The organism is Pseudomonas sp. MS15a(2019), assembly GCF_013277805.1.
In the GTDB taxonomy this organism is placed as follows: Bacteria; Pseudomonadota; Gammaproteobacteria; order Pseudomonadales; family Pseudomonadaceae; genus Chryseomonas; species Chryseomonas benzopyrenica.
On the sequence record NZ_VBTN01000004.1, the window covers coordinates 109,728 to 135,036 of the forward strand.

At 67.1% G+C, this 25,309-nt stretch carries 23 protein-coding genes and 1 other RNA gene; 4 read left to right on the forward strand and 20 right to left on the reverse strand.

The genetic code is table 11. The features are described 5' to 3' along the window. Positions 1-100: 100 nt before the first annotated feature. From FEZ61_RS08220 to FEZ61_RS08250, 7 genes are all read right to left on the reverse strand, one after another. Positions 101-754 (reverse strand): methionine ABC transporter permease, encoded by a 654-nt coding sequence (locus tag FEZ61_RS08220; RefSeq protein WP_017639640.1) that lies wholly within the window; start codon positions 752-754, stop codon positions 101-103. Beyond that, a complete protein-coding gene (locus FEZ61_RS08225; RefSeq protein ID WP_173148199.1) occupies positions 747-1,844 on the reverse strand; it encodes an ATP-binding cassette domain-containing protein in 1,098 nt (365 codons plus the stop codon). The genes FEZ61_RS08220 and FEZ61_RS08225 overlap by 8 nt, the downstream gene beginning before the upstream one ends. Beyond that, positions 1,841-2,683 (reverse strand): MetQ/NlpA family ABC transporter substrate-binding protein, encoded by an 843-nt coding sequence (locus FEZ61_RS08230; RefSeq protein ID WP_064308466.1) that lies wholly within the window; start codon positions 2,681-2,683, stop codon positions 1,841-1,843. The genes FEZ61_RS08225 and FEZ61_RS08230 overlap by 4 nt, the downstream gene beginning before the upstream one ends. A 63-nt stretch (positions 2,684-2,746) precedes the next feature. Next, positions 2,747-3,775 carry an ABC transporter substrate-binding protein gene (locus FEZ61_RS08235; protein ID WP_173148201.1) on the reverse strand — a complete coding sequence of 343 codons (1,029 nt, stop codon included), beginning with the start codon at positions 3,773-3,775 and terminating at the stop codon, positions 2,747-2,749. A gap of 264 nt (positions 3,776-4,039) precedes the next feature. After that, positions 4,040-5,005: an aliphatic sulfonate ABC transporter substrate-binding protein gene (locus FEZ61_RS08240; protein ID WP_173148290.1), complete on the reverse strand. Its 966-nt coding sequence runs from the start codon at positions 5,003-5,005 to the stop codon at positions 4,040-4,042. A 5-nt stretch (positions 5,006-5,010) separates the two neighbouring features. Continuing rightward, positions 5,011-5,964, reverse strand: coding sequence for an ABC transporter substrate-binding protein (locus tag FEZ61_RS08245; protein ID WP_173148203.1), 954 nt, complete (start codon positions 5,962-5,964; stop codon positions 5,011-5,013). After that, entirely contained in the window at positions 5,961-6,740 is a 780-nt protein-coding gene (locus FEZ61_RS08250; RefSeq protein ID WP_173148205.1) for a class II aldolase/adducin family protein, read from the reverse strand. Before FEZ61_RS08250 ends, FEZ61_RS08245 begins: the two co-directional genes overlap by 4 nt. Positions 6,741-6,991: 251 nt before the next feature. Between FEZ61_RS08250 and FEZ61_RS08255 the strand changes: the two genes are divergently transcribed. Continuing rightward, positions 6,992-7,594, forward strand: coding sequence for a cysteine dioxygenase (locus FEZ61_RS08255; RefSeq protein WP_093249057.1), 603 nt, complete (start codon positions 6,992-6,994; stop codon positions 7,592-7,594). Then, on the forward strand, positions 7,591-9,159 hold the full coding sequence (locus FEZ61_RS08260; RefSeq protein ID WP_173148207.1) for a rhodanese-related sulfurtransferase: 1,569 nt from the start codon (positions 7,591-7,593) through the stop codon (positions 9,157-9,159). Before FEZ61_RS08255 ends, FEZ61_RS08260 begins: the two co-directional genes overlap by 4 nt. On the opposite strand, the gene FEZ61_RS08265 is transcribed toward FEZ61_RS08260, so the two are convergent. After that, entirely contained in the window at positions 9,156-9,803 is a 648-nt protein-coding gene (locus FEZ61_RS08265) for an alpha/beta family hydrolase (protein ID WP_173148209.1), read from the reverse strand. The two genes, FEZ61_RS08260 and FEZ61_RS08265, sit on opposite strands and share 4 nt — an antisense overlap. Before the next feature lie 112 nt (positions 9,804-9,915). On the opposite strand from FEZ61_RS08265, the gene hemN reads away from it, so the two are divergent. Both hemN and fnr read left to right on the forward strand, forming a co-directional pair. Next, a complete protein-coding gene (gene hemN, locus FEZ61_RS08270) occupies positions 9,916-11,298 on the forward strand; it encodes an oxygen-independent coproporphyrinogen III oxidase (RefSeq protein ID WP_173148211.1) in 1,383 nt (460 codons plus the stop codon). A gap of 63 nt (positions 11,299-11,361) precedes the next feature. After that, on the forward strand, positions 11,362-12,093 hold the full coding sequence (gene fnr / locus FEZ61_RS08275) for a fumarate/nitrate reduction transcriptional regulator Fnr (RefSeq protein WP_017639628.1): 732 nt from the start codon (positions 11,362-11,364) through the stop codon (positions 12,091-12,093). 38 nt (positions 12,094-12,131) lie between these two features. On the opposite strand, the gene FEZ61_RS08280 is transcribed toward fnr, so the two are convergent. From FEZ61_RS08280 to FEZ61_RS08335, 12 genes are all read right to left on the reverse strand, one after another. Then, positions 12,132-14,549, reverse strand: coding sequence for a TonB-dependent siderophore receptor (locus tag FEZ61_RS08280; RefSeq protein WP_064308475.1), 2,418 nt, complete (start codon positions 14,547-14,549; stop codon positions 12,132-12,134). Between the two features lie 76 nt (positions 14,550-14,625). Next, on the reverse strand, positions 14,626-15,555 hold the full coding sequence (locus tag FEZ61_RS08285; RefSeq protein ID WP_064308476.1) for a DUF4880 domain-containing protein: 930 nt from the start codon (positions 15,553-15,555) through the stop codon (positions 14,626-14,628). Continuing rightward, complete coding sequence (locus FEZ61_RS08290; RefSeq protein ID WP_143075220.1) at positions 15,552-16,067, reverse strand: sigma-70 family RNA polymerase sigma factor; 516 nt, start codon at positions 16,065-16,067, stop codon at positions 15,552-15,554. Before FEZ61_RS08290 ends, FEZ61_RS08285 begins: the two co-directional genes overlap by 4 nt. A 92-nt stretch (positions 16,068-16,159) precedes the next feature. Further along, positions 16,160-16,759 (reverse strand): recombination mediator RecR, encoded by a 600-nt coding sequence (recR, locus tag FEZ61_RS08295; protein WP_064308477.1) that lies wholly within the window; start codon positions 16,757-16,759, stop codon positions 16,160-16,162. Between the two features lie 62 nt (positions 16,760-16,821). Further along, positions 16,822-17,148, reverse strand: a complete 327-nt coding sequence (locus tag FEZ61_RS08300; protein ID WP_007162246.1) for a YbaB/EbfC family nucleoid-associated protein — start codon at positions 17,146-17,148, stop codon at positions 16,822-16,824. A gap of 33 nt (positions 17,149-17,181) precedes the next feature. Then, positions 17,182-19,164, reverse strand: a complete 1,983-nt coding sequence (gene dnaX, locus FEZ61_RS08305) for a DNA polymerase III subunit gamma/tau (protein WP_173148213.1) — start codon at positions 19,162-19,164, stop codon at positions 17,182-17,184. A gap of 178 nt (positions 19,165-19,342) precedes the next feature. Next, entirely contained in the window at positions 19,343-19,624 is a 282-nt protein-coding gene (locus FEZ61_RS08310) for a hypothetical protein (RefSeq protein WP_173148215.1), read from the reverse strand. Positions 19,625-19,830: 206 nt separating this feature from the next. After that, positions 19,831-19,927, reverse strand: an RNA gene (gene ffs / locus FEZ61_RS08315) — signal recognition particle sRNA small type. Positions 19,928-20,015: 88 nt separating this feature from the next. After that, on the reverse strand, positions 20,016-21,782 hold the full coding sequence (locus tag FEZ61_RS08320) for an ABC transporter ATP-binding protein (protein ID WP_173148217.1): 1,767 nt from the start codon (positions 21,780-21,782) through the stop codon (positions 20,016-20,018). Continuing rightward, a complete protein-coding gene (locus FEZ61_RS08325; protein ID WP_173148291.1) occupies positions 21,779-22,900 on the reverse strand; it encodes a beta-glucosidase in 1,122 nt (373 codons plus the stop codon). Before FEZ61_RS08325 ends, FEZ61_RS08320 begins: the two co-directional genes overlap by 4 nt. An 8-nt stretch (positions 22,901-22,908) precedes the next feature. Next, entirely contained in the window at positions 22,909-24,087 is a 1,179-nt protein-coding gene (gene glf, locus FEZ61_RS08330) for a UDP-galactopyranose mutase (RefSeq protein ID WP_173148219.1), read from the reverse strand. Next, positions 24,078-25,256, reverse strand: a complete 1,179-nt coding sequence (locus tag FEZ61_RS08335; RefSeq protein ID WP_173148221.1) for a glycosyltransferase family 1 protein — start codon at positions 25,254-25,256, stop codon at positions 24,078-24,080. Before FEZ61_RS08335 ends, glf begins: the two co-directional genes overlap by 10 nt. Between the last annotated feature and the right edge of the window lie 53 nt (positions 25,257-25,309).

A 25,309-nucleotide genomic window follows, 5' to 3' on the forward strand; every position in this document is an offset into this window, starting at 1 on the left:
TCTGGCCTGGGCTTTTGCCCGATGACTGTCCAATATCGAAAACGACGACGCCCGGAGGACCAAAGGCCGCTCCGGGCGTCGCAGGGGAAAGAACGAGGAGTTAACGCGCCCGCAGGTGCCGCACGTAGCGATCGCCGATGAACTGGATGCCGCACACCAGCACCACCAGGATGGCGATCACCACGGCCATCACCTGGGTGTCGTAGCGCTGGTAACCGTAGCGGATCGCCAGGTCGCCGAGACCGCCCGCGCCTATGGCGCCGGCCATGGCCGAGGCGCCGATCATGGCCACTAGGGTCACGGTGAAGCCGCCGATGATGCCGGGCAGTGCCTCCGGCAGCAGCACGTTGAAGACGATGTGGCGTCGCTCGCAACCCAGCGCCTGGGCCGCCTCGATCACCCCGCCGCCGACCTCGCGCAGGCTGACCTCGGCGATGCGGGCGAAGAACGGCGTGGCGCTGAGGGTGATGGGCACCACCGCCGCCCAGACGCCGATGGTGGTACCGGTGATCAGCCGCGTCAGCGGGATCAGGGCCACCAGCAGGATGATGAAGGGCGTGGCGCGAAAGGCGTTGATCACCGTGCCCAGTACCCGGTTGAGGGTCGGCGCGGCGAAGATGGCGCCACGTCCGGTGGTGACCAGCACCACCGCCAGGGCGATACCGGCGAACCAGACGATGGCCGCGGACACGCTGACCATGGTCAGGGTATCGAGAAAGGCCTTCCACAGCGCCTTGAGCATGAAGTCAGACATAGCCCAGCACCTCCGCCCGGGCAAACAACCCGGTCTGGGTCAGGAAGCTGGCCGGCCGTCGCTCCGGTGCTGCGGTCGCCACCAGCAGGCGGCCCAGGGCATGCCCCTGGATGCGGTCGATACCGCCATGCAGCAGTTCGACCGGTGCGCCGAGGGCCTGGCCCAGCGCCTGGAAGTCAGGCTCCGCGCCCTGGCCGTCGTAGTGGAGCTCCAACACGGCCCGGGCACCAGACTGCCGGGTGGCAGCGAGCCGCCTGGCCAGATCCGCCGGCAGCTGGGCCGCCAGGGGGGCCAGCAGCGCCCGGGTGGCCTCCGCCTGGGGTGCGCCGAACAGCTGCCACACCGGTCCCTGTTCGACGATACGCCCGTGCTCCAGCACCACCACCCGGTCGCAGATCTGGCGAATCACCGCCATCTCGTGGGTGATGAGCACGATGGTCAGCCCCAGGCGGCGATTGATGTCCTGCAACAGCGCCAGGATCGACTGGGTGGTCTCCGGGTCCAGCGCCGAGGTGGCCTCGTCGCAGAGCAGCAGCTCGGGCTTGAGCATCAGGGCACGGGCGATGCCCACCCGCTGCTTCTGGCCGCCGGACAGACGGGAGGGATAGACCTGCTCCTTGCCCTGCAGGCCCACCAGTTCCAGCAATTCCCGGGCCCGGGCTTCGATCTCGTCACGACGAAAACCGGCGGCCTTGAGCGGCAGCGCCAGGTTCTCCAGCACCGTCTGCGAGGCCAGCAGATTGAAGTGCTGGAAGATCATGCCGATGCGCCGCCGCAGCGCTACCAGCCGGTCGCCCTGCAGGGTGCCGATGTCGACGCCGTCGACCAGCACCTGGCCGGCACTGACGTCTTCCAGGCGATTGAGGGTGCGGATCAGGCTGGACTTGCCGGCGCCACTGCGGCCAATGATGCCGAAGATCTCGCCACGCGCGATGCTGAGGTCGATGTCCGCCAGGGCGGTCACCGGCAGCGCGCCGCCGGTATAGACCTTCTGCACCCCGCTCAGGCGCAGATGCTCGCGCGCGGAGGCGGCTTGGGGTTCGAGGGGCGGCTGCGCCGCCGCGGCGGGTTTACGCAGGGCAGTGTTCATCGGGCAGCCTCCTGTCGATTCAGCCAGGCCAGGCTGTAGAGCTGCGGATTGCCATAGGCCTGGGCGATGGCCTCGCGCACCCGCGGATCGTTCTGGAACACCTGGATGAAGGTACGAATCGCCGGGTCATCCGCCTTTTCCGGCTTGGTCACGAATCTCAGGGCATAGAGGTGGCCGCTGGCCTCGTCATCGCTGAACAGCAGCGCGCTGTTGGGATCCGTCGTGCCGGCCGCGAGGATGTGCGAGGGATAGCTCTGCGCCAGGGTCACGTCGTCCAGCACCCGCGCCAGTTGTGGCCCGGGCAGCTCGATGAATTTCAGTTGCTTGGGATTGGCGACGATGTCCTGCAGGCTGGCCTTGGGTCCGGCGTCGGGCCGGAGCTGGATCAGGCCGGCGCGGGCATAGAGGTGCAGCCCGCGCCCCTGGTTGACCGGATCGTCAGCCACCGCCACGGTGGCGCCGTCCGGCACCTCGGCAAAGCTTTTCACGCGTTTGGAATAGAGGCCGACCTTGTTTTCCACCCCGTAGGCGATGGGCACCAGGCCGTAGCCGTTCTGGGCATTGGCATTTTCCAGGAAGGGTTGATGCTGGAAGTAGTTGACGTCGATGTCGCCATGGGCGAGCGCCAGATTCGGCGTGTTCCAGTCGCTGAAGGCGACGATCTCCACCGCCACGCCCCTTTCCCGCGCCAGCTCGGCGGCGCGCTCCAAGGCAGCGTTCTGCGGACTGTCGTTGATGCCGAGGCGAATCTTCTGCAGCTCGGCCGCCTGGGCGGACAGCGCCAAGGTCGTGCTCGCCAGGAGCAGCCCAAGGCGCTGGAAAATCGGGGGAATAGCCATGGGAGACCTCGAGATGTCGAGGGCTCGTCCGGTGGTCCGGTGGAACCCGTAAGGGAAAAGGGATCAGCTGCCCTTCTGGTTGGGCGCATCGACGAAGAAATAGTCCTGCCAGCTGCTGGGCTGGTTGCGGATGGCCCCGATGCGATACATGAACTCCGCCAGCTTCAGGGTGTTCTGCGGCGCCGTGTCGAAGTTGACCTCGGGGCTTTCGATGATCTGCTGGATCAGTGCCGGATCGAGACGTGAATTCTCGACCTTCACGTAGGTACGGGCGGCGGCGGCCTTGTCCTTCTCGATGATCTGCCCGGCCTCGATCAGCGCCTCGCGGAAGGCCTTGTAGGTCTTGGGATTGTCCCGGCGGAATTTCTCGGTGACGAACACCAGGTTGGGCGAGACGGCCCCGCCGAGCACGTCATAGGAACTGAGCACCTTGTGCACCTTGCCGCTGGCCAGTTCCTGCTCCTGGAACGGTGGATTGGCGAAATGGCTGTTGATCTCGGTACCACCGGAGATCACCGCGGCGGTGGCATCCGGATGGGGCACCGCCACGGTCAGGGGATCCAGGCGATTCCAGTTCTTCTCGCCGAAGGCCTGGGCGGCGGCGTACTGCAGGAAGCGCGATTGCACCGAGACGTTGACCGCCGGTACGGCGATGCGGTCCTTGGCGGTGAAGTCGGCCAGGGTCTTCACCTGCGGGTTGTTAGTGACCAGGTAGTTGGGAAAAGCCCCCAGGCTGGCCACGGCCTTGACGTTCTGCCGACCATGGGTGCGGTCCCAGAGCGTGAACAGCGGTCCGAGCCCGGCGGAGCCTACGTCCACCGCCCCCGACAGAACCGCCTCGTTGACGGCCGCGCCACCGGACAGCTTTATCCAGTCGACCTTGATGTCGACGCCCTCCTGCCTGCCGTGCTTCTCGATCAGCTGCTGGTCACGCAGCACATGGAGGATCACATAGGACACGCCGAATTGTTCGGAGATGCGCAGGGTACCCTCGGCCTGGGCCGCCTGGGGTGCGGCGATCAGCCCGGTGAGCAGGCTGACGGCGAGTCCCAAAGCCAGGGGACGACGGGTGAAGGGAAAACGTAAGGGCATCGTGGCACGCTCATCCATGGAATTGGCTTATAGCCTAATAAAGTTGTTCAGCGTTTTTGAAATAAGGATGGGTTATATGGATAGGCCGAGTGGCGGTGTGGCTTTTCCCTCACCCCAGCCCTCTCCCAAAGGGAGAGGGGGCGCTAGCGTACGTAGGTTGGCGCTGAGCTCTGATGGAACCACTCCCACTACCTGGCGCCTGGTCCGTAGGTTGGCGCTGAGCAAAGCGAAGCCCAACGGGCCAGGGACACCTGAACCACTGCCCTACTCCCGCGCCGCCTGCCGCGGCTGGTCCGGCTTGGCTACCTGAAACCCCTCCGCGAAGGTCCTCTGTGCATCCAACCGCTGCGGAATCAGGCCACTGCGATGGTAGAAATCCGCTGCCGCCTGCTGGTCGGCCACCACCTGGCGGTCGATGGGCTCCCAATGCAGGTGGCGTCTTTCGAATTGCAGACGGGCCACCGCCTCGGGAAAGCCGATGATCTGCGCCAGGGTCTTGGCATAGCTGTCGAGGTGGGCGTAGCCCCAGCGCTGGGCAGCGGCCAGACGATTGAGGTAGTCCTGCAATGCCGCGCGCCGAGCCGGATCGGCCAGAGCCGTGTCGGTGGCAGCCAGGAAGCTGTTGCCCGCCCAGAGCCCACGGCCGTTGACCAGCACCCGGGCGCCGTCGACCTGTTCGGCCTGGGCGGTATAGGGCTCCCAGGTCGCCCAGGCATCCACCGAGCCATTGGCCAGGGCCATCTTGGCGTCCACCGGGCCGAGGAAGCGAAAGCTCACGTCCTTGGCCGTCAGGCCCACCGAGTCCAGCGCCTTGAGGGCGATGTAGTGGCCGATGGAGCCACGCCCGGTGGCGATGCGCTTGCCCTTGAGATCAGCCGCGCTGCGCAGCGGCGAGTCGCGTGGCACGATCACCGCCGTACCATAGGGATCGGACTTGTCCACGGCCATGGCCTTGACCGGCGCGCCGGCAGCCAGGGCGAACAGCAGCGGACCATCGCCGATGATGCCGGCATCCACCGCGCCGGCATTGAGCGCCTCGGCCAGGGGCGCGGCGGCGGGAAATTCCGCCCACTGAATGCGATAACCCGGCAGGTCGCGCAGGCCATCGGCGGCCTCCAGCTGGGCGCGCATGTTGCCCTTCTGGTCGGCGATGCGCAGGGTCAGAGGCTCGGCGGCCAGGGCCGCGCTGGCGGCGAGCAGCAGCGGTAGCGCCAGCAGGGTACGGCGGATGAGAGTCATGGTTTGGCTTCCTGGGTAAAGACACTGGCATCGGCCAGGGCGGCGACGTCGATCGGCTTGGGCAGCACCTGGAGTTCGCTGAAGAGATCGGCCACCTGCTGCACCGCGACAAGGTCCGCCGGCTGCACCGGGCGCAAGCCGTGGGAGGTGCGGGTGGAGATGGCCACCGCGGCGCCTTCCGGCAGGCGCGTCAATTCGGCGTAGACCCGGGCATAGTCCCGCGGATGAGCGACTGCCCAGGCCCGTGCCTGGGCCAGGCGCCCGGCGAAATCGGCGATGGCGGCGCGCTTGGCTGGATCCTCCAGCGACGCTGGCGTGGCAGTGAGAAAGCCCAGGGCAGTGGTCAGCCCCTGGCCGTCGCGCAGCAGCCGGGCGCCGTGCTGCTCGGCGATGCCCAGATAGGGATCGAAGGTCGCCCAGGCCTCGATCTGCCCGGCGTTGAAGGCGGCACTGGCATCGGTGGGTAGCACGAACTTGACCGTCACGTCCTCACGCTTGAGTCCGGCCTCCTCCAGTGCGGCATAGAGCAGGTGCTGGGAGATGCTGCCCTTGGCCGAGGACACCACCACGGTGCGCCCCTTGAGGTCCCTGACCGAACGGATCGGTGAATCAGCCTGCACCAGCAGCCCATTGGCCTGGGGATAGCCGACATTGGTGGCGATGAGCTTGAGCGGCACGCCGCCGGACGCGGCCATCAGCACCGGCAGGTCACCGGCGTAAGAGGTGTCCACCGCGCCAACGCGTTGGGCCTCGAACAGCGGCGCGGCGCCCTGGAAGTTGGCCCAGCGATAGCTATAGGGCGCGCCTTCGAGGGTCCCGGCGGCTTCCATCATGGCGCGCAGTCCCCGGGCCTGGTCGCCCAGTACCAGGGTCACCCCGGAAAGATCCGGAGCCGCCTGGGCCTGTCCCAGCAATAGCGTCAGGCCCAGCGTGGCGAGCAGTCGCTTCATTGCGCGTACTCCCGGCCCTCGTGGCGCTCCAGCTGGCGCACCGCCGCGTCCCAGTGACGAATATGGGCGCCGCGCGCCAGATTGCCGGGGATGAGATCGCTGACCTTCTGGGCGACGGCGTCCGCGGCGATCACCAGTTCGGCACCGCCGCTCTGGGCCGCCAGTTGCGCCGCGCATGAACGCTCCAGGTAATAGAGGTGCCAGAAGGCCTCTTCCAGACTTGCGCCCACGGTGAGCAGCCCATGGTTGCAGAGGATCATCGCCGGGTGCGCCCCGAGGTCGGCCACCAGTCGACTCTGCTCGTCCAGATCCAGGGCCACGCCCTCGTAGCCGTGATAGGCCAGGCGGCCAAAGAATCTCATGGCGTGCTGGGAAATCATCAGCAGTCCGCCGCGCTGGGCGGACACGCCGATGCCTGCCGCGGTATGGGTGTGCAGCACCGCATGGAGGTCCGGCTGGGCGCGATGGATGGCGCTGTGGATCACGTAGCCGGCCGGGTTGATGCCCAGCCCGGTGGGGTCGAGGACGATCTCGCCGTCGATGTCCACCTTCACCAGCGAGGAGGCGGTGATCTCGTCGAAGGTCTGGCCGAAGGGATTGATGAGGAAGTGCGCGTCCGGCCCCGGCACCCGTAGCGAGAAATGGGTGTAGATATGGTCGGTCCAGCGTTCGCGGGCGGCCAGGCGATAGGCGGCGGCGAGTTTGACCCGCGCCTCCCATTCGGCGGCGGACACCTGGGCGCGGACGCTGACGAGGGCATTGTGGAAGGCGGTCATGCAGCGGCTCCAGAAGCAGAAGAGGCGCCAGGGCGACGGGCGTTGCCCTGGTCTGCTTAGAACCTAACGTTGGGAGTCGCCGAGACGGAAATATCGATTGCGCATAACCTAATATGCACACTATGGATAACCTAAACTAAAAAATATGCGAATTATGGTTTTCAGCACAGAACCAATCGATCTAAGGTGCTGGGCGCCAGCCTTGCTTTAATGGCCGTCATCGCCCACCCGTCTCATCCGTGGAGCCCTCCATGACCCTTAGGCTCGACCGCCTGCGCCTGTTCCTGCATGACCTCGCCACCCTGGTCGACGAACACCCTGCCGAACCGCAGCTGCTGCAGCGCGGCGCCGCCCTGCTCGGCGAACTGGTCCGCCATGACGACTGGCTGCCCGAGGACTGCGCCCTGCCCCGCCCCGAGCGCTACAGCCAGTACCTGCTGCATGCCGATGCCCGCCAGCGCTTCTCGGTGGTGAGTTTCGTCTGGGGGCCGGGCCAGGCCACCCCGGTGCATGACCACCGCACCTGGGGCCTGATCGGCATGCTGCGCGGCGCCGAGACCGCCCAGAGCTTCGCCCGCGACCCCGCCGGCCGCCTGCTGCCGGAAGGCGCGCCCGTGCGCCTGGAGCCGGGCCAGGTGGAAGCGGTCTCGCCGCGGGTGGGCGACATCCACCAGGTCAGCAACGCCTATGCCGACCGCACCTCCATCAGCATCCACGTCTATGGCGGCAACATCGGCGCCGTGCGCCGCGCCGTCTATGCCGCGGATGGCCAGGAAAAGCCCTTCATCTCCGGCTACACCAATCGCCAGCTGCCCAACCTGTGGGACCTGTCCCAGGAGACCGCCACACCATGACCGCCATCCGCACCGCCGAGGACATTCGCCAGGCCCTGCTCGCCGGCACCGAAGTCGCCCTGCTCGACGTCCGCGAGGAAGACCCCTTCGCCGCCGGCCATCCGTTGTGGGCCGCCAATCTGCCGTTGTCGCGCCTGGAGCTGGAGGCCTGGTCGCGGCTGCCACGGCGCGACGTGGCCATTACCCTCTACGACAATGGCGAGGGCCTGGCCGAACGCGCGGCCGAACGCCTGCACGCCCTGGGCTACACCGACGTGGCCCTGCTCGACGACGGCCTGGCGGGCTGGCGCGCCAGCGGCGGCGAACTCTTCATCGACGTCAACGTACCAAGCAAGGCCTTTGGCGAGCTGGTGGAAGCCCGGCGCCATACCCCCTCGCTGCCCGCCGAAGAAGTCCAGGCGCTGCTGGAGCAGGACGCCGATCTGGTGATCCTCGACGCCCGCCGTTTCGAGGAATACCAGACCATGAGTATTCCTGGTGGGGTCAGCGTGCCGGGTGCCGAACTGGTGCTGCGGGTGGCCGAGCTGGCACCCGATCCGCGGACCCGGGTCATCGTCAATTGCGCCGGCCGTACCCGCAGCCTGATCGGCGCCCAGTCACTGATCAACGCTGGCATTCCCAATCCGGTGGCCGCCCTGCGCAATGGCACCATCGGCTGGACCCTGGCCGGCCAGACTCTGGAACACGACCAGCAACGCCGCTTCGGTGCGGTGAGTCCGGCGACCCGGGCGACCGCCGCCGCCCGCGCCCGCCAGGTCGCCGATCGCGCCGGCGTCGCCCGCCTGCCCTTCAGCGAACTGGAGACCTGGCGCAGCGACGCCCAGCGGACCAATTACCTGATCGATGTGCGCACTCCCGAAGAATACGCCGCCGGCCACCTGCCCGGCGCCCGCTCGACGCCGGGGGGCCAGTTGGTGCAGGAGACCGATCACAGCGCCCCGGTGCGTGGTGCTCGCCTGGCCCTGGTGGACGACGACGGCGTGCGCGCCAACATGAGCGCCTCCTGGCTGGCGCAGATGGGCTGGGCGGTTGCGGTGGTCGACGACATCCCGACCGGCGCCCTGAGCGCCACTGGCCCCTGGCAGGCACCGGCGCCCACGCCGGGGCCGGTGGAGCGCATCTCGGTGACGCGGTTGCAGGAATTGCTGGCCGAGCCGGGCACCCTGGTAGTGGACGTCACCGCCAGTGCCAATTATGTGCAAAGGCATATCCCGGGCGCCGCCTGGGTGCTGCGCGCCGATCTGCCCGCAGCGCTGCCACCAGCCGAGCGCTATGTCTTCACCTGTGGCAGTGGCCAACTGGCCGCCTTCGCCGCCGTCGATGTCCAGGCCACTACCGACCGGCCGGTCCTGCTGCTGGAGGGTGGCACCTCGGCCTGGCTGGCCGCCGGCCTGCCGGTGGAAGCCGGCGAGACACAGCTCTTGTCGACTCGGCGTGACCGTTACCGGCGCCCCTATGAGGGCACCGACGCCCCACGCGAGGCCATGCAGGCCTACTTGGACTGGGAGTTCGGCCTGGTCGAGCAGTTGCGGCGGGATGGCACCAGCGGCTTCCGGGTCATCTAGCCGCTGGTCCGCACGAAGGCCGCCACCCAGGCCGCCGTCTCCACCAGCGCCTGGGAATGGCTCAGGCCGCTGCTCTTGAGCGGCTTGAGATCGTGGTCGGCAGTGGCGATCCACTGCAGCTCGATGCTTGGCGCCAGGGCATAGCCCGCCACCTCCTCCCGCGTGCCCAGGGCATCGCGCTCGCCCTGGACGATCAGGGTCGGCGTGGCCAGGGTCGCCAGGTGCTCGGTGCGCAGCCGCTCGGGCTTGCCCGCCGGGTGGAAGGGATAGCCGAGGCAGATGAGGCCAGCCGCACCCAGTTCGTCGGCCAGCAGACTGGCCATCCGCCCGCCCATGGACTTGCCCGCCAGCCACAGCGGCCCGCTTTCTGCCGCGCGCCAGGTAGCGACCATGGCCCGCCAGTGCTCCAGCAGGACGGGGGCCGGATTCGGCGGGCGCCGTTTGCCCTCGGCGCGCGCTCGCGCCATGTAGGGAAAGTCGAATCTCAGGGTCCGGATCTCGCGCCGGGCCAGTTCCTCGGCCAGTTGCTGCAGGAAGGGGCTGTCCATTCCCGCGCCGGCGCCATGAGCCAGCAACAGGGTTGCCAAGGGCTCACTCGAGGGTCGGCATTCGCGAAAGCTGTCGAGGTACAACTCGTCTGCCATGGGCTACTCCTCGTCCAAACGCCAAAGCTTAACCGGCTATCCATTGATCTGGATCAATAAAGCGCAGGCCGTGCCCCTCACACTGGACACCTCGAAACCATTGGAGTCCGGCATGACAGCCGCCCTCGCCTGGGACGCCGACCTCATCGCCCGCTACGATCGCGCCGGCCCCCGCTACACCTCCTACCCCACCGCCGTGCAATTCCACGACGGCATCGGCCCCTTCGACCTGCTCGGCGCCCTGCGCCTGAGCCGCCAGGCCGGACGCCCGCTGTCGCTCTACCTGCACGTGCCCTTCTGCGCGAACATCTGCTACTACTGCGCCTGCAACAAGGTCATCACCAAGGACCGCAGCCGCAGCGCCGCCTACCTCGACGCCCTGCGCCAGGAGATGATCCTCACCAGCCGGCACCTGGATGGCGCCCAGCGGGTGGAGCAACTGCACCTCGGTGGCGGCACCCCGACCTTTCTCAATCCCATGCAGCTGCGCGAGCTGATGGCCGATCTGCGCCGGCACTTCACCCTGGCCGACGGCGACCGGGGCGACTACTCCATCGAGATCGATCCGCGCGAAGCCGACTGGAGCACCATGGGGCTGCTCCGCGAGCTGGGTTTCAACCGCGTCAGCTTCGGCGTCCAGGACCTCGACCTGCAGGTGCAGCTGGCAATCAATCGCCTGCAGCCCTTCGACGACACCCGCACCCTGGTGGAGGCCGCTCGCGCCCTCGACTATCGCTCCATCAACCTGGACCTCATCTACGGCCTGCCGCGGCAGACCCCGGCCAGCTTCGCCCACACCGTGGAGCGGGTGCTGGAGTTGCAGCCCCACCGCCTCTCGGTGTTCAACTACGCCCATCTGCCGCAGCGCTTCGCGCCGCAGCGGCGCATCGAAGCCAGCGAACTGCCGGACCCCGCGGCCAAGCTGGAGATGCTGCAGCGCACCGTGGAACAACTGCTGGGTGCCGGCTATCGCTACATCGGCATGGACCACTTCGCCCTACCCGACGACGACCTGGCCATCGCCCAGGAAGAAGGCACCCTGCAGCGCAATTTTCAGGGCTACACCACCCACGGTCACTGCGACCTGCTGGGCCTGGGCGTCTCCGCCATCAGCCAGATCGGCGAGGTGCTCTGCCAGAATACCCCCGACCTCGCCCGCTACCAGGAGCGCCTGGGCCAGGGCGAACTGGCGGTGGCCCGTGGCCTGCGTCGCTCGCGGGATGACCGCATCCGTGGCGCGGTGATCGCCCAGCTGATCTGCCATTTTCAGCTGGATTTCGCCACCATCGAACGCAGCTGCGAGCTGGATTTTCGCCACTACTTCGCCGACGCCTGGCCGCAGCTCGAGGCCATGGCCGCCGATGGCCTGATCCGCCTCGATGCCCGCGGCCTGCAGGTGCTGGCGCCCGGCCGCCTGCTGATTCGCGCCCTGTGCATGCTGTTCGACCGCTATCTACCGGGCGACGACAATCAGCGTTTTTCCCGGGTGATATGACCCATGCCTGCCACGACTGCTAAAGTTAGACTTTTGGAACCAGACGAGAAGCGATCTTCCCCCATGACCGAGCCCCTCAAGCTGCGCACCGCCCAGGCCCATTGCAAGGATTGCAGCCTCGCCTCGCTGTGCCTGCCGCTGTCGCTCGATCTGAAAGACCTGGACGCCCTCGACCAGATCGTCAAGCGCGGCCGGCCGCTGGCCAAGGGCGACCACCTGTTCCGCCAGGGCGATACCTTCGGCTCGGTCTATGCGGTGCGCTCCGGCGCCTTGCGCACCAGCAGCCTGAGCGATGCCGGCGAGGAGCAGATCACTGGTTTCCACCTGCCCAGCGAACTGGTCGGGCTGTCGGGCATGGACACCGAGCGCTATCCGGTCTCGGCCCGGGCGCTGGAAACCACCACCGTCTGCGAGATCCCCTTCGAGCGCCTGGACGAGCTCTCCGAGCAGCTGCCGCAACTGCGCCGGCAATTGCTGCGGGTGATGAGCCGGGAGATCCGCGACGATCAGCAGATGATGGTGCTCCTGTCCAAGAAGAGCGCCGACGAGCGCATCGCCACCTTCCTGGTCAATCTCTCGGCGCGCTTCCATGCCCGTGGCTTTTCCGCCCAGCAATTCCGCCTGAGCATGTCGCGCAACGAGATCGGCAACTTCCTCGGCCTGGCGGTGGAGACCGTATCGCGGGTCTTTACCCGCTTCCAGCAGAGCGGCGTGCTGGCGGCCGAAGGCAAGGAGGTACGCATCCTCGACTCCGCCCGCCTCTGCGCCCTCGCCGGCGGCCAGCTGGAAGGTTGAGGCTGGGGGTCCTGCCTGAGTGGCAGGACCCTGAGCGTCTAGAAGTTGTAGCTGACCGTCGCGGTCACGTTACGCTCCTCCCCGAAATAGCAGTAGTCCAGGCTGTAGCAGGACGCCACATAGTCCTTGCCCATCAGGTTGTTGGCATTGACCCGCGCCGTGAGCCCCGGCAGCCCGAGCCGGGTGAAGTCATAGGCGAGCATGGCATCCACCAGGGTATAGGCCGGTACCTTACGGGTGTTGGCCTTGTCCACCCAGCTGGTGCCCACGTAGCGCGCCCCGGCGCCGATGCTGAACCCCGCCAGGGGCCCCGCCAGCTCGTACTGCCCCCACAGCGAGGCCTGGTGCCGCGGCGCCTGGTTCGGCGTATTGCCCTGGGTGCCGTCCAGCGCCTGGGTGTACTCGATATCGGTGAAGGTGTAGCTGCCCAGCAGCTTGAGGCGCTCGGCCAGCTGCAGATGGCCTTCCAGCTCCAGGCCACGGGAACGGATCTCGCCTACCGAGGAATAGAAGTCTTCCTGCGGCAGCTTGGTCGCCACGTTTTCCTGGGTGATATGGAACAGCGAGGCGGTGTAGAAGCTGGTGCTGCCCGGCGGCTGGTACTTTAGGCCCAGCTCCCACTGCTTGCCCTCGGTGGGCTCCAGCGGATTGCCCGCCGCATCGTTGTAGGCATTGGGATTGAAGGAGGTGGAATAGCTCAGGTAGGGCGCCAGGCCATTGTCGAACAGATAGAGTGCCCCGGCCCGCCCGCTGGCCTGGCCGCGGCGCGCGCTGCTGCGCGAACCCGCCAGACGATCCTCGATGCCGATCTCCACCCAGTCCTGGCGTAGACCCAGGGAAAAGCGCCAGCGATCCAGCTCGATGAGATCCTGCAGGTAGACGCCGGTCTGCGCCAGCTCGCGGCGGTATTCGGTGCCGGGGGAGAGGGTCACCTGACCGCCGTAGTTCGGCGCGAAGGCGTCCAGCGGATCCGCCGTGCCACTGGGCCAATCCACATGGGTCCAGCGACGCTGGTAGTCCAGCCCGGCGAGCAGGGTGTGCCGACTGCCAGCCCAGTCGAAGTCCGCCTGCACCAGGTTGTCCAGCGTATAGGCGTGCAGGTTCTCGCGGCCGCCAGAGTAATAGCGATTGAGCAGGTTGCTGTCGCCAACATAGCCGTAGCCATAGACCTGCTCCAGCTCGACCCGCGACTTGGCGTAGCGGAAGTTCTGCCGCGCACTCCAGACGTCATTGAACCTGTGCTCGAACTGATAGCCGACCATCTGCTGGGTCCGCTCGAACTTGTCGTGGTCCGGCTCGCCCTCGAAGAAATGGTTGCTGATGTAGCGACCGTTGCGCCGATAGAGACTGCCCTCGGCCGGTACCCCGCTGTGGTAGCCACCGTCCGGGTCCTTTTGCAGATAGGCCTGCAGGGTCAGGGTGGTGTCGTCGCTCAGGTCGATGGCCAGGCTGGGCGCCAGGGCATAGCGCTCTTCTTCCACGTGGTTGAACTGGGTATCGCTGTGCTGGGCGAGGCCCACCAGGCGATAGGCGATACGCCCCTCCTCATCCAGCGGCCCGCCGAAATCGAAACCGGCGCCGCGCTGGCCGAGATTGCCCAGGGTGGCCTGGACCTGGTGATAGGGCTGGTACAGCGGCTTCTTGCTGGTGAGCGCCACCAGGCCGCCCGGCAGACTGCGGCCATAGAGCACCGAGGCCGGTCCCTTCACCACGTCGATGCGCTCGAGAAAGTAGGGATCGACCTGCAGCGAGCTGAAGGTGCCGCTGTCGCCCATGGTCTTGAGGCCGTCGAGAAAGACGTTGTCGACGCTGTTGTCGGCGAAGCCGCGCATCACCACATAGTCATAGCGATTGGACGCGCCGATCTGGCCGGTGAAGATGCCCGGGGTGTACCTCATGGCCTGCTGCACGGTCTTGGCGCCTTGCTCATCGATCTGCTCGCGGGTCACCACCGAAACCGACTGGGAGGTTTCCAGCAGCCCCTTGCTGGTCTTGGTGGCCACGTTGCTATGGGTCGCCAGGTAGCCATCGGTCTCGCCCAGGGCATTGCCCAGGGCGAAGCCGGTCACCGTGGTCTCGCTGAGAGACGTCACCCCGGTCGCGGCCGCCGACTCCAGGCGATAGCTGCCATCGGCCTGACGCACCGCCTGCAGGCCACTGCCCTGGAGGATCTGCTGGAAGCCCTCGGCCGGTGTGTAGCGGCCCTGCAGCCCCGGACTGCGGCGACCCTCCAGCCCCTGGGCGGGGGCCGACAGCAGTACCCCGCTCTGAGCGGCGAAGGTGCTCACTACCGTGGCCAGGCTACCGGCCTCGATGCGGTATTCCTGGGCAATGGCGGCAGCCTGGGCCAGGCCCTGGGGCGCGGCCAGGCTGGTGATACCCAGCGGTACGGTCAGGGCGAAGGCGCGCAGGGCGCGGCGCAGCGGATGCAGCGTGAAACGGGTATGGCGGTGCATGGAGGGCCTCGAAGCGGAGATCGTTTCCCCTAAGCCCCGCGAGAACGTCAAAGGGGAACCGTCGGCGGCAGTTTTTTCAGGCGGGCACGATCTGCACCCACCAGGGCAGGCGTCGCTCCACCCGTACCGGCAGGCTGTCGGCCAGGGCCGCCAGCGCGCGGTCGGTATCCGCGAGGGGATAGCTGCCCACTACCCGCAACGGGGCGACCGTGGCGGTGCAGGTCAACAGGCCCGGGCGATAGCGCCCCAGTTCCGCCACCAGGGCCGCCAGCGACCAGTCGTCCACCACCAGCCGCCCCTGGCGCCAGAGCTGCCGCCCCGGATCGACGCGACCCAACGGCTGCACGGCGGTAGGCGTCAGCAGGGCCTGCCTCCCTTCCGCCAGAGTCTCGGGCCTGGCCTGGCGTGGCAACAGCTGCAGAGCACCGCTGTAGGCCGCGACCTCCAGACCGTGGTCACGCGCGCGGACCGCGCAGCAGCCCACACCGAAGCGCACCCGACCCGCCGTCGCCTCCAGCACCGTGGGCGCGCTTCCGCCGCGGCTTTCGAACAGCGCCTCGCCGCGCAACAGCCGCCAATGGTTTGCCGTCGCCTGTGCCAGCTGGCTGTCGGTGTTGAGCCAGACGCGTACCCCGGCCGCCAGATCGAAGGCGCGGATCTCGCCGACCGCCGTGCTCAGCGCAGGGCCCTGCCCCAGCTGCCAGTCGTCCGGCCGCGTCCAGCCAAGGGCCAGCCCGCCCATTGCCAGTCCCAGCACCTTGAGCGCCCGCCGTCGTCCCAGGGATTCGCGCCGCGCCAGGGCCATCCGGCCCGACGGGGGCAGACCGCTGAAGCGGGCGCTGATCTCCTCCACCCGCGCCCAGGCCACGGCGTGGCGACTATCCGCCTGTAACCAGCGCTCCCAGGCCCGCTCGGTGGCTGGATCCACCTCGTCGGCGGCGAGTTCGGCGAACCAGTTGGCCGCCTCTTCCAGAGGTCCGCCCTGGCTGGGTGTGAGAAGACTCAAGACACCAGTTCCAGGCAATGCAGCATGGCCTGGGCCATGTACTTCTTGACCATCCGCTCCGACACGCCCAGACGCCCTGCGATGACGGCATAGGTGAGCCCTTCCAGTTGCGCCAGCAGAAAGGCCTGGCGCACCCGGCCAGGCAGGCGGTCGAGCAGCGCATCGAGTTCAGTGAGGGTTTCCAGGATCAGGGCCTGGGCTTCCGGCGAAGGCTGTACGGCTTGCGGTCGCGCGGCGAGCGCTTCGAGATAGGCGCGCTCCAGGGCCTGGCGCCGCCAGTGGTTGGCCAGCAATCCCTGGGCGATGGTCGCCAGGAAGGCACGGGGTTCACGCAGCCGTTCCAGCTCTCCTTCCCGGGCCAACAGCCGGACGAAGGTGTCCTGGGCCAGGTCGGCCGCCTGCCCCAGGCAACCCAGCCGCCGCTGCAGCCGCTCGCGCAGCCAGCCGTGGTGGTCCAGGTAGAGGGTCCGGATATGTCCGTGCCGGTCGGACTCGAGCGTCTGCATCACCATCCTCGGAAGCAGCTGACTTCCGATAATGATAATGCTTCTCGATCACAAGATACAGGCCTGTTGCCCTTTCAAGGCGGCGGGATAGCGCAACGCTAGAGCGAGATCGGCTTGCGCCCGGCAAAGGCGTGGGTCAGGGTGCCGCCGTCGACCAGATCCAGTTCGCCGCCCAGGGGTACGCCATGGGCGATCCGGGAGATGGTCAGGCCCTTGGGCGCCAGCAGTTGGGCGATATAGTAGGCGGTCGCCTCGCCTTCAACCGTGGGATTGGTGGCGATGATCATCTCCTGGAACCCCCCTTCGCTAACGCGCCGTTCGAGTTCGGGCACGCCGATGGCGTCCGGGCCCAGGCCGTCGATGGGCGACAGGTGCCCCTTGAGCACGAAGTAGCGTCCGCGATAGCCAGTCTGCTCCACGGCGAAGACATCCATGGGGCCTTCCACCACGCAGAGCAGGCTGTCGTCACGCCGAGTATCGGCACAGAAGCCGCAAATCTGGTCTTCGCTCAGGGTGCGGCAGCGCTGACAGTAACCGACCCCTTCCATGGCGGCGCTGAGGGCAGAGGCCAAGCGCTGGCCACCCTGGCGTTCGCGCTCGAGCAGTTGCAGGGCCATGCGCTGGGCGGACTTCTGGCCGACACCGGGCAGGACCCGGAGCGCATCGATCAATTGGCGAATCAGGGGACTGAAGCTCATGGACTACCGTACTGGAAGGCGGGAGAAACGGGTGTCCGACGGACACCCGCTATTGAAGCGTCTTAGAAAGGCATCTTGAAGCCGGGCGGCAGCTGCATCCCGGAGGTCATGCCGGACATCTTGTCCTGGCTGTTCTGCTCGATCTTGCGCACGGCGTCGTTCACCGCGGCGGCGATCAGGTCTTCGAGGATTTCCTTGTCTTCCTGCATCAGGCTGTCATCCAGGCTGACGCGCTTGACGTCGTGTCGGCCGGTCATGACGACGCTGACCAGGCCGGCGCCGGATTGTCCGGTCACTTCGGCGTTCGCCAGCTCTTCCTGCATCTTCTGCATCTTTTCCTGCATCTGCTGGGCCTGCTTCATCAGGCCGGCCATGCCACCTTTCATCATGTCTGCTACCTCGAACTATGAATGGAAAACCGGTCAGGCTTGGGTGTCGACCGGCTCGATGGTACCCGCGCGCACCGTGGCGGCGAACTGTTGCATCATCTGGCGGATGAGCGGGTCGTCCTGGATGGACTGCTCCGCCTGCCGCTGCCGCTCCGCTCGGCGCCGCGCGGCGGCCTGGGCGGGCGTCTCCTGCTCGGGGGTCTGGATGGTGACCTCGAGCGTGATGGGTCGTCCCTGCTGCTGATTCAGTGCATCGTTGAGCCGGCGCTGCTGGTTGGCGTTGAACAAGGCGCTCTGCGCCGGATCCAGGTGCAGGTGCCAACGATCGCCGTCCACCGCCACCAGGGTGCAGTTGGCCGCGATGCTGGCGGTCAACCCGCCCAGCTTGAGGTCGGGGAACAGCGCCTGCCAGTCGGCCGCGAGGCCCGTGGCCGGCTGCACCGCCGGCGTCGGCGCCGCAGCGATTTCGTCGTCAGCCGGATCGCCAAGGCTGTCGAGATAGTCGTCCAGCCCCACCTCGTAGTAATCCTCGGCCGGCGGCGGCTCTTCGTCACCGTCCAGATCGTCACCGGAGGTGTCCGCAGGCAATTCGGCGATCACCGTGGCTTCAGGGGTCGCCTCGACCTGGGGGGTCGGTAGCGCCCTGGATGCGACCGGCGCACCAGCAGCCTCGACCGGAGTCGGAGCCGGAGCCGCCTTGGTCGCCACGGGCGCAGGATCCTCCCAGGGGAGATCCACCGGCTCTTCTATTGGGGTGGTATTACTCACCATCGGCGTTGCCTGGACAGGCGCAGGGGACGCCTCTGGCGCCGGAGGGCGCGCAGGCGCAGCCGCTGCCGGTACCGCCGCGGCCACCGGACGGGGGTTGGAGTCAGCCGTGGCCGGGCTGGCTCCCGTCGTCTTTAGTGCCGGTCGCTCGGCAATCGCCGCACCGGCAGGCCGGAAGGCCAGCATGCGCAGCAGGACCATCTCGAAGCCGTGGCGTGGGTCGGGCGCCAGCGGCAGATCGCGCCGGCCCACCAGGCCCAGCTGGTAGTAGTACTGGACATCTTCCGCCGGCAGCGTCTGCGCCAGGGTCAGCACCTGCTCGCGATCGCCCTGGCCATTGTCCACCGCATCGGGCAGCACCTGGGCGATGGCCACGCGGTGCAGCACATTGAGCAGCTCGGCCAGCACCCCGCCCCAGTCGGGGCCCTGCTCGGCCAGATGACGGACCGCATCCAGCACGGCGCGCCCATCCCCTTCCAGCAGGGCCTGGAGCACGTCGTAGACCTGGCCATGATCGAGGGTGCCGAGCATGGCGCGCACATCGGCAGCCAATACCTTGCCCTCGCCAAAGGCGATCGCCTGGTCGGTCAGGCTCATGGCATCGCGCATGGAGCCATCGGCCGCGCGCCCCAGCAGCCAGAGGGCGTCGTCCTCGAAGGGAATGCTTTCCGCGGCAAGTACGTGCTGAAGATGGGCAACGACCCGCTCCGGCGGCATGTTCTTCAGCGAGAACTGCAGGCAGCGCGAGAGGATGGTGACCGGCAGCTTTTGCGGATCGGTAGTAGCGAGCAGGAACTTGACGTGGGGCGGCGGCTCTTCCAGCGTCTTGAGCAGAGCATTGAAGCTGTGGGTGGAGAGCATGTGCACCTCGTCGATGAGGTACACCTTGTAGCGACCGCGGGATGGCGCGTACTGCACGTTCTCCAGCAGCTCACGGGTGTCTTCCACCTTGGTACGGCTGGCGGCATCCACCTCGATGAGATCGACGAAACGGCCTTCGTCGATTTCGCGGCATACCGAGCAGCTACCACAGGGCGTCGAGCTGATCCCGGTCTCGCAATTCAGGCACTTGGCCAGGATCCGCGCGATGGTGGTCTTGCCCACCCCGCGGGTGCCGGTGAACAGATAGGCGTGGTGCAGCCGCTCGTTGTCCAGCGCATTGATCAGCGCCTTGAGCACATGGGTCTGGCCGACCATTTCGCGGAACGACCGCGGGCGCCATTTGCGCGCAAGAACCTGGTAACTCATCGAGACCTGATCAGGAGAAGACGTGAGGGGAGCACATGCTAACGAAGAGGGGCCGCGAATGCATCCCGCGGCGTGGCCTTGGAGCGATGCCGTGCGGGCTGCGGCTACCTCCCTAGATGAAGGCGGCCAAGCGGCTTTTCAAGCGATCAGGAGGGAAAGCGCCAGCGAAAAAGCCGTTTCAGGCACGCAGGCAGTGGTCTTCACCATCGGCCAAGACCACGCTGGAGACGTAGGCTGCCAGGGCATCCAGCTGGCCACGCAGTCGGGTCACGGTGGCGTTCATCTTGAAGGGATTGCTTGCCTCCTCGTTGGTCAGGTCGATCCTGATCAGCAGCAGGGGCTCACTAGGATGGTAGATGTGGGCGATCAACGTCGCTGCGGTATCGCGTCGGCAATCGATGCGATAGGGATGGAGACCATTGCTCAGGGCGCGTCCTGCGCTTTCGAGTCCGTTCTTCACGATGAATCCTTGGACATTTGTCCAGTAATGATGAGACGGCGCGCATAATGGCATAGAGCCATGAACCAAAACAGTGCATTTCGTCACGAAAGCCCTGTGGAGCGGTTAACCATGCAGTGCGAGCAGAAGGAGGGAAGAAGGCAGGGAAAAAAAGCGGAGATGGGAAAAGCGGAGATGGGAAAAGCGGAGGGCAGAAATGGAGGTGGCCCCGCCAGCCACACCCCGGCACACGACATCACCGCTGCGGCTGCTCCCTTCCGGGCCTGACCGGGTTCACGGTTGATCGTTGCGGGGGGACCGACAGAGCCACCATAACGCCTCACCCTGAGGTGAGGTGCATCATTCTACGCGGTTGGGGCGAAGTTGCAAGCCATACAAGGACTTAGGTTCGCTAGGGTGCTGCCTGCAGGTCCCAGAGCGCGGCGAAACTGCCCTCCCCCTCGCGCAGCCGCTGCGGCGGGCCGTCCTCGACGATGACGCCCTGCTCCAGCACCAGGATGCGGTCGAAGCCGGTCAGGGTGGATAGCCGATGGGCCACCGCCACCACGGTGCGGCCCTCCATCAATTCCAACAGTGCCCGCTGGATGACCGTCTCGGAATGGCTGTCCAGCGCCGAGGTGGCTTCGTCGAGGATGAGAATGGGCGCATCCTTGAGAAAGGCCCGGGCGATGCCCAGACGCTGGCGCTGACCACCGGAAAGCAGCACGCCGCGCTCGCCTACCGGGGTGTCGTAGCCCAGGGGCAACTCGCGGATGAAGTCGTCGCAGTAGGCGTGGCGGGCCGCCGCCTCTACCTCGACGTCGCTGGCTTCCGGACGGCCATAGCGGATGTTCTCGCGAATGCTGCGATTGAACAGCGCGGTCTCCTGGGGCACCACGGCGATGCGCTGGCGCAGGCTGTCCTGACTGACCGTGCGGATGTCCTCGCCATCGATGCAGATCCGTCCCCGCTGGACATCGTCGAGGCGCTGCAACAGCCCGATCAGGGTCGACTTGCCGGCACCCGACGGCCCCACCAGCCCGATCTTCTGGCCGGCCGGCACCTCCAGATCGAAACCCTGGAACACCTGCCGCCCATCGGGATAGCGATAGTTCACGCCCGTAAAGCTCAGGGCGCCGCGCGCCTGGGTCAGGGGCCGCTCGACATCACTCTGGCCGTGGGGCTGGATAAGGATGCGCAGCGTTTCGCCGATGGCGCCCAGTTGCTGAGTGGTGTCCACCAGCGCCAGGGCCAGGTCACGGGAGCCGTGCAGGATGCGAAAGGTCAGGGTACTGACCATGACCACGTCGCCGGCGGTGATGCTGCCGCGGCTCCACAGTGCGATGGCCCAGGCCAGCATACCGCCGGCCATCAGCGACAGGCAGGTGTCATGGAGTACCCGGGCCTGTTCCAGATGCATCCAGCTGCTGCGCTGGGCACGCGCCTCGACGCCGATGGCCTGAGCCAGTCGCTGCACCTCGCGCTCCCGGGCGGAAAAGGCCTTGATGGTCCAGACGTTCTGCACCAGGTCCACCAGCTCGCCGCCGACATGGGCCGACTGGGCGGCGAAGCGCTGGTGCCGCGCCCGCCCGCGAATGCCGAAGGCGGTGATCACTAAGGCCACGATCAGCACGAAGGCCACCAGCGCTCCGGCCATGCGCAGGTCCACGGTGCAGAGCACCACCACCGCGCCGATGAAGTCGACACAGGGCGGCATGATCTTCCAGGCCAGGCCGCCGTAGATGGCCCCCGCGGCCGCTCCGGTGGCGGAGATGCGATTGCCCAGGGCCCCGGCGAAATGCTGGGAGAAGTAGTGCATCGGATGGCCCGTGAGATAGCGGAACAGATCGACGCGGAGATCGGCGCAGCTGGCCACCACCGTACGGCAACCCAGCCAGCCACCGCTGCGCCAGAACAGGTTCTCCAGCACGATCAGCGAGATGAACAGCCAGAAGGGTCCCCACACCGCCGCCCGGCGAGCCGGATCGGCCATGGCATCGACCAGCAGCTTCATGCCGTATTGCACCGCCACCGCGCAGGTCGCCGCGCCGACCACCAGCAACAGCAGGCCGCCGAAGTGCCAGGGTCGCAGGCGGACATAGCGCCAGAGAAAGCCGCCGACCCGCTCCGGCAGGGGCCATTCGGCGCGCCGCTGCTCGCGGCGCCTGGCTGCGCTCATCGCCCCTCTCCGCCTGCCAGTATCTGGCGTTGGCGCTGCAGGACCTCGGCCAGGGGCTCGTGCAGCGCCCGGCGCCCTGCCCCGTCGGCCATGCCGAACAGCCCGGTGGGACAGAGGCGATCATCGTCCCAGCCGGGATAGTCGAGCACCGGATACAGGCAGATGCCCTGCACCGGCACGCCCTGGCGCAGCGCCCGCCCGACCTGATCGGCGACGTGTTCCAGCCAGGCGGCCCGCGCCGGACCTTCGGCCCCCGTCTCGGCGATCAGCAATGGCCGGCCATAGCGCTGGTGGACTTCGGCCAGCATCCCCTGCAGGGGTCGATAGGCCGGATCGTCCGCCGCCAGGGTACCGCCGTCCAGATACCACTGGTTGTCGGAGTAGTAGTTCAGACCCAGGATGTCCAGGTAATCGGGGCGACCGCCCAGGCCGGGCCACTGACGCCCGCAGAGCAGGTCCCAGGCCTCGAACTGGGCCTGGCGATAGGCCTCCGCGGCCTGGCGCTGCTCGGGGCGGCGCGCGGCGACATGGATGAGCGGATCGATGGCAAGGAACCGCGCCTCGGGCAACTCGTCACGAATCGCCTCGATAGCGGCGATGCTGGCGCGCACCAGTTGATGCTTGAGCTCCTGACCGCGGCCTTGGGCGGTGGGATTGAACAGACCCTGATCGCCGCCGGCCCAGGCCCAGTAGGAGATCTCGTTGATCGGCGCCAGGCAGGGATGGGTCTCGCCCTCCTCGCGCAACAGCCGGGCGAAGGCGGCGGCATAGCGGGCGAAGGCATCGACGAAGGCCGGTCGCCAGATATCCAGGTGATCGGGCCAGCCATAGTGACAGAGGTCCCAGATGACCTGGACGTTAGCTGCCCGCGCGGCACGCACCTGCGGCAGGACACTCGACCAGTCATAGCGCTCGGCCTGGGCCTCCACGCGGTGCCAGCGAACGCCGTCGCGCACGGTGCGCAGGCGCTGGGCGGCCACCGCGCGATAGTCTTCCGCGGCCCAGCGATCATGGCCAGTGCTGGCGAGCAGATCCAGGCGTCGGCCATCGGCGCGTCTATGGCTGGAGCATTCGAAGCCGGCCATGAAGAAACTCTGGAAGGGCGAGCGCTCGGCCATCACGTCTTTCATGGTGCCTGCCGTGCCAGGCTTTCGTGATGTTCGGCGCTCTCCCCCGCCGCCGGCCCCAGTTCCGCTTCCTCGATGCGCTTGTAGGCGGCCAGCGCCTGACCCACGACCTGGTCCATGTTGTAGTAGCGATAGGTCCCCAGGCGGCCGATGAAGACGACATTGGGTGTCGCCTCGGCCAGGTGTTGGTAGCGCCGGAAGAGCTCGGCGTTTTCCGGGCGTGGAATCGGATAATAGGGCTCGCCTTCCGCACTGGGATATTCGTAGGTCAGGCTGGTGCGCTCGTGCGTCTGGCCGGTGAGGTGCTTGTACTCGGTGATGCGGGTGTAGGGCACCGCTTCGCTGGGATAGTTGACCACCGCCACCGGCTGGAAGCGCGGCGTATCGCGCGTCTCGTGCTTGAAGGTCAGGGAACGATACGGCAGGCGACCGAAGCGATAATCGAAGAATTCGTCGATCGGTCCGCTGTAGACCAGATGCTCATGAGGGATCAGTTCACGGATCTCACGGTAGTCGGTGTTCACCATCACCTTGATGTTGGGATGATCCAGCATCCGTTCGAACATGCGGGTGAAGCCGTGCAGGGGCATCTGCTGGAAGGTGTCGCCGAAGTAGCGATCGTCGGTGGTGGTTCGGGTCGGTACCCGCGCCGTCACCGAGCGGTCCAGTTGCGACGGATCCAGGCCCCACTGCTTGCGGGTATAGCCGCGAAAGAAGGTCTCGTAGAGTTCGCGCCCGACCTGGTTGATCACCACGTCCTCGGAGGTGCGGATGTCCTCGACCGGCTCGGCGCGGGCGGCGAGAAAGGCTTCGGCGCCCTGCTCGTCCAGCTCCAGGCCATAGAGGCGATTGAGCGTGGTCAGGTTGATCGGGATGGGCACCTGCTGACCCTCGACGTCGGCCAGGACCCGGTGCTCGTAGGGCCGCCACTCGGTGAAGCGCGACAGGTAGTCGACGATGCGCTGGGAATTGGTGTGGAAGATGTGCGGACCATAGCGGTGCACCAGCACCCCGGCATCGTCATAGTGATCGTAGGCATTGCCGCCGATGTGCGGGCGCCGATCCACCACCAGCACGCGCTTGCCCAGTCCTGCGGCCAGCCGCTCCGCCAGCACGCTGCCGGCGAAGCCAGCCCCCACGATCAGGTAATCGAAACGCTCCAGCGCCGTTACCGCCATTGGATCTTCTCCCGCATCAGGTTACAGGTGCTGTCCCAGGACATCCCGGTCAGCAGGGCATCGGCGCGCGCCAGAAAGGCTTCGCGCTGGTCTTGACTGGCCAGGGCCGCCTCGCAGGCGGCGACAAAGGCCTCGGCGCCTTCGGCGATCCAGACCACGCCGCTGTCGCCATAGGTGCGCACCACATCGGTGATGGGCGTCGACACCACCGGGCAGCCGCCGGCCAGGTATTCGGGCGTCTTGGTGGGGCTGATGAAACGTGTCGCCTCGTTGAGGGCAAAGGGCATCAGGGCCACGTCCCAGCCCGCCAGGTAGGCCGGCAACTCGTCATAGGTCTTGCCGCCCAGGTAATGCAGATTGGGCAGCTGCGGCAGGCTGGCCGGATCGATCTTGACCACCGGGCCCAGGATCACCCACTGCCACTGGGGACGCAGCCGCGCCACCGCGGCCAGCAGGTCGAGATCCAGGCGCTCGTCGATCACGCCATAGAAGCCCAGCCGCGGCCGCGCCAGACCGGCCTGGTCTGCAGGCTCCGGCAGGGCCGCGCGAGCCTGACCGAAGTGCGCCACGTCCACGCTGCTGGGAAAGGGAAAGACCCGCGGATGGCGGTCACGCTTGGCCTCGTAGAGGCTGTAGCCCCCGGTAAAAACCAGGTCGGCGCGCTGCAGCAATTCCTGCTCCCGCTGCAGCAGGGCCGGGGGCGCGCCGCGAAAGGCCGAGAGTTCGTCCATGCAGTCGTAGACCAGGGTCTGCGCCGGGATCTCGCCGGCATAGTCCAGCGCCATGGGCGTGAAATACCAGGCCACCGCCACCGGTTGCCGCAACTCCTGCAGATAGGTCTGCAGCAGTTCCTGCTGGGCGCAGGCCCGGGCTTCCGCGGACAGGCAGCGAGGCAGATGAGGCACCAGTACCCGCACGCCGTTCTCCTCCACCCGCACCTCGAGGTGCGACCGGCCATCCGTGGCATCCAGCGGCTCTTCGCAATAGAGCACGTTGTAGTGCTCGGCGAAGCGCACCATCTCGTGCTGCGGACGCTGGTAGACGAAGCTCCAGCGCAGATGGGCCAGGCATAGCAGCAGAGGCCTGGCGGGATCCAGGGGGCGCTCCGCAACGCGCGCGGGCTGTTTGGTCTTGCCGATCGTTTCGGTATGGGGGCCGGCCCAACTCATGGTGTGCTCCTGTGAGATCGAACGCCTGGCCGAAGGCGGCAAAACAGCCGCGC

What these genes read in the sequence shown, in the direction of transcription:
- FEZ61_RS08300 (WP_007162246.1), bottom strand. Translation starts at nt 17,148, where the DNA reads ATGATGAAAGGTGGCATGGCCGGCCTGATGAAGCAGGCCCAGCAGATG.
- FEZ61_RS08255 (WP_093249057.1), top strand. Translation starts at nt 6,992, where the DNA reads ATGACCCTTAGGCTCGACCGCCTGCGCCTGTTCCTGCATGACCTCGCC.
- hemN (WP_173148211.1), top strand. Translation starts at nt 9,916, where the DNA reads ATGACAGCCGCCCTCGCCTGGGACGCCGACCTCATCGCCCGCTACGAT.
- FEZ61_RS08325 (WP_173148291.1), bottom strand. Translation starts at nt 22,900, where the DNA reads ATGGCCGAGCGCTCGCCCTTCCAGAGTTTCTTCATGGCCGGCTTCGAA.
- FEZ61_RS08225 (WP_173148199.1), bottom strand. Translation starts at nt 1,844, where the DNA reads ATGAACACTGCCCTGCGTAAACCCGCCGCGGCGGCGCAGCCGCCCCTC.
- FEZ61_RS08230 (WP_064308466.1), bottom strand. Translation starts at nt 2,683, where the DNA reads ATGGCTATTCCCCCGATTTTCCAGCGCCTTGGGCTGCTCCTGGCGAGC.
- fnr (WP_017639628.1), top strand. Translation starts at nt 11,362, where the DNA reads ATGACCGAGCCCCTCAAGCTGCGCACCGCCCAGGCCCATTGCAAGGAT.
- FEZ61_RS08280 (WP_064308475.1), bottom strand. Translation starts at nt 14,549, where the DNA reads ATGCACCGCCATACCCGTTTCACGCTGCATCCGCTGCGCCGCGCCCTG.
- recR (WP_064308477.1), bottom strand. Translation starts at nt 16,759, where the DNA reads ATGAGCTTCAGTCCCCTGATTCGCCAATTGATCGATGCGCTCCGGGTC.
- dnaX (WP_173148213.1), bottom strand. Translation starts at nt 19,164, where the DNA reads ATGAGTTACCAGGTTCTTGCGCGCAAATGGCGCCCGCGGTCGTTCCGC.
- FEZ61_RS08250 (WP_173148205.1), bottom strand. Translation starts at nt 6,740, where the DNA reads ATGACCGCCTTCCACAATGCCCTCGTCAGCGTCCGCGCCCAGGTGTCC.
- FEZ61_RS08245 (WP_173148203.1), bottom strand. Translation starts at nt 5,964, where the DNA reads ATGAAGCGACTGCTCGCCACGCTGGGCCTGACGCTATTGCTGGGACAG.
- FEZ61_RS08235 (WP_173148201.1), bottom strand. Translation starts at nt 3,775, where the DNA reads ATGCCCTTACGTTTTCCCTTCACCCGTCGTCCCCTGGCTTTGGGACTC.
- FEZ61_RS08220 (WP_017639640.1), bottom strand. Translation starts at nt 754, where the DNA reads ATGTCTGACTTCATGCTCAAGGCGCTGTGGAAGGCCTTTCTCGATACC.
- FEZ61_RS08320 (WP_173148217.1), bottom strand. Translation starts at nt 21,782, where the DNA reads ATGAGCGCAGCCAGGCGCCGCGAGCAGCGGCGCGCCGAATGGCCCCTG.
- FEZ61_RS08265 (WP_173148209.1), bottom strand. Translation starts at nt 9,803, where the DNA reads ATGGCAGACGAGTTGTACCTCGACAGCTTTCGCGAATGCCGACCCTCG.
- FEZ61_RS08335 (WP_173148221.1), bottom strand. Translation starts at nt 25,256, where the DNA reads ATGAGTTGGGCCGGCCCCCATACCGAAACGATCGGCAAGACCAAACAG.
- FEZ61_RS08290 (WP_143075220.1), bottom strand. Translation starts at nt 16,067, where the DNA reads ATGGTGATGCAGACGCTCGAGTCCGACCGGCACGGACATATCCGGACC.
- glf (WP_173148219.1), bottom strand. Translation starts at nt 24,087, where the DNA reads ATGGCGGTAACGGCGCTGGAGCGTTTCGATTACCTGATCGTGGGGGCT.
- FEZ61_RS08260 (WP_173148207.1), top strand. Translation starts at nt 7,591, where the DNA reads ATGACCGCCATCCGCACCGCCGAGGACATTCGCCAGGCCCTGCTCGCC.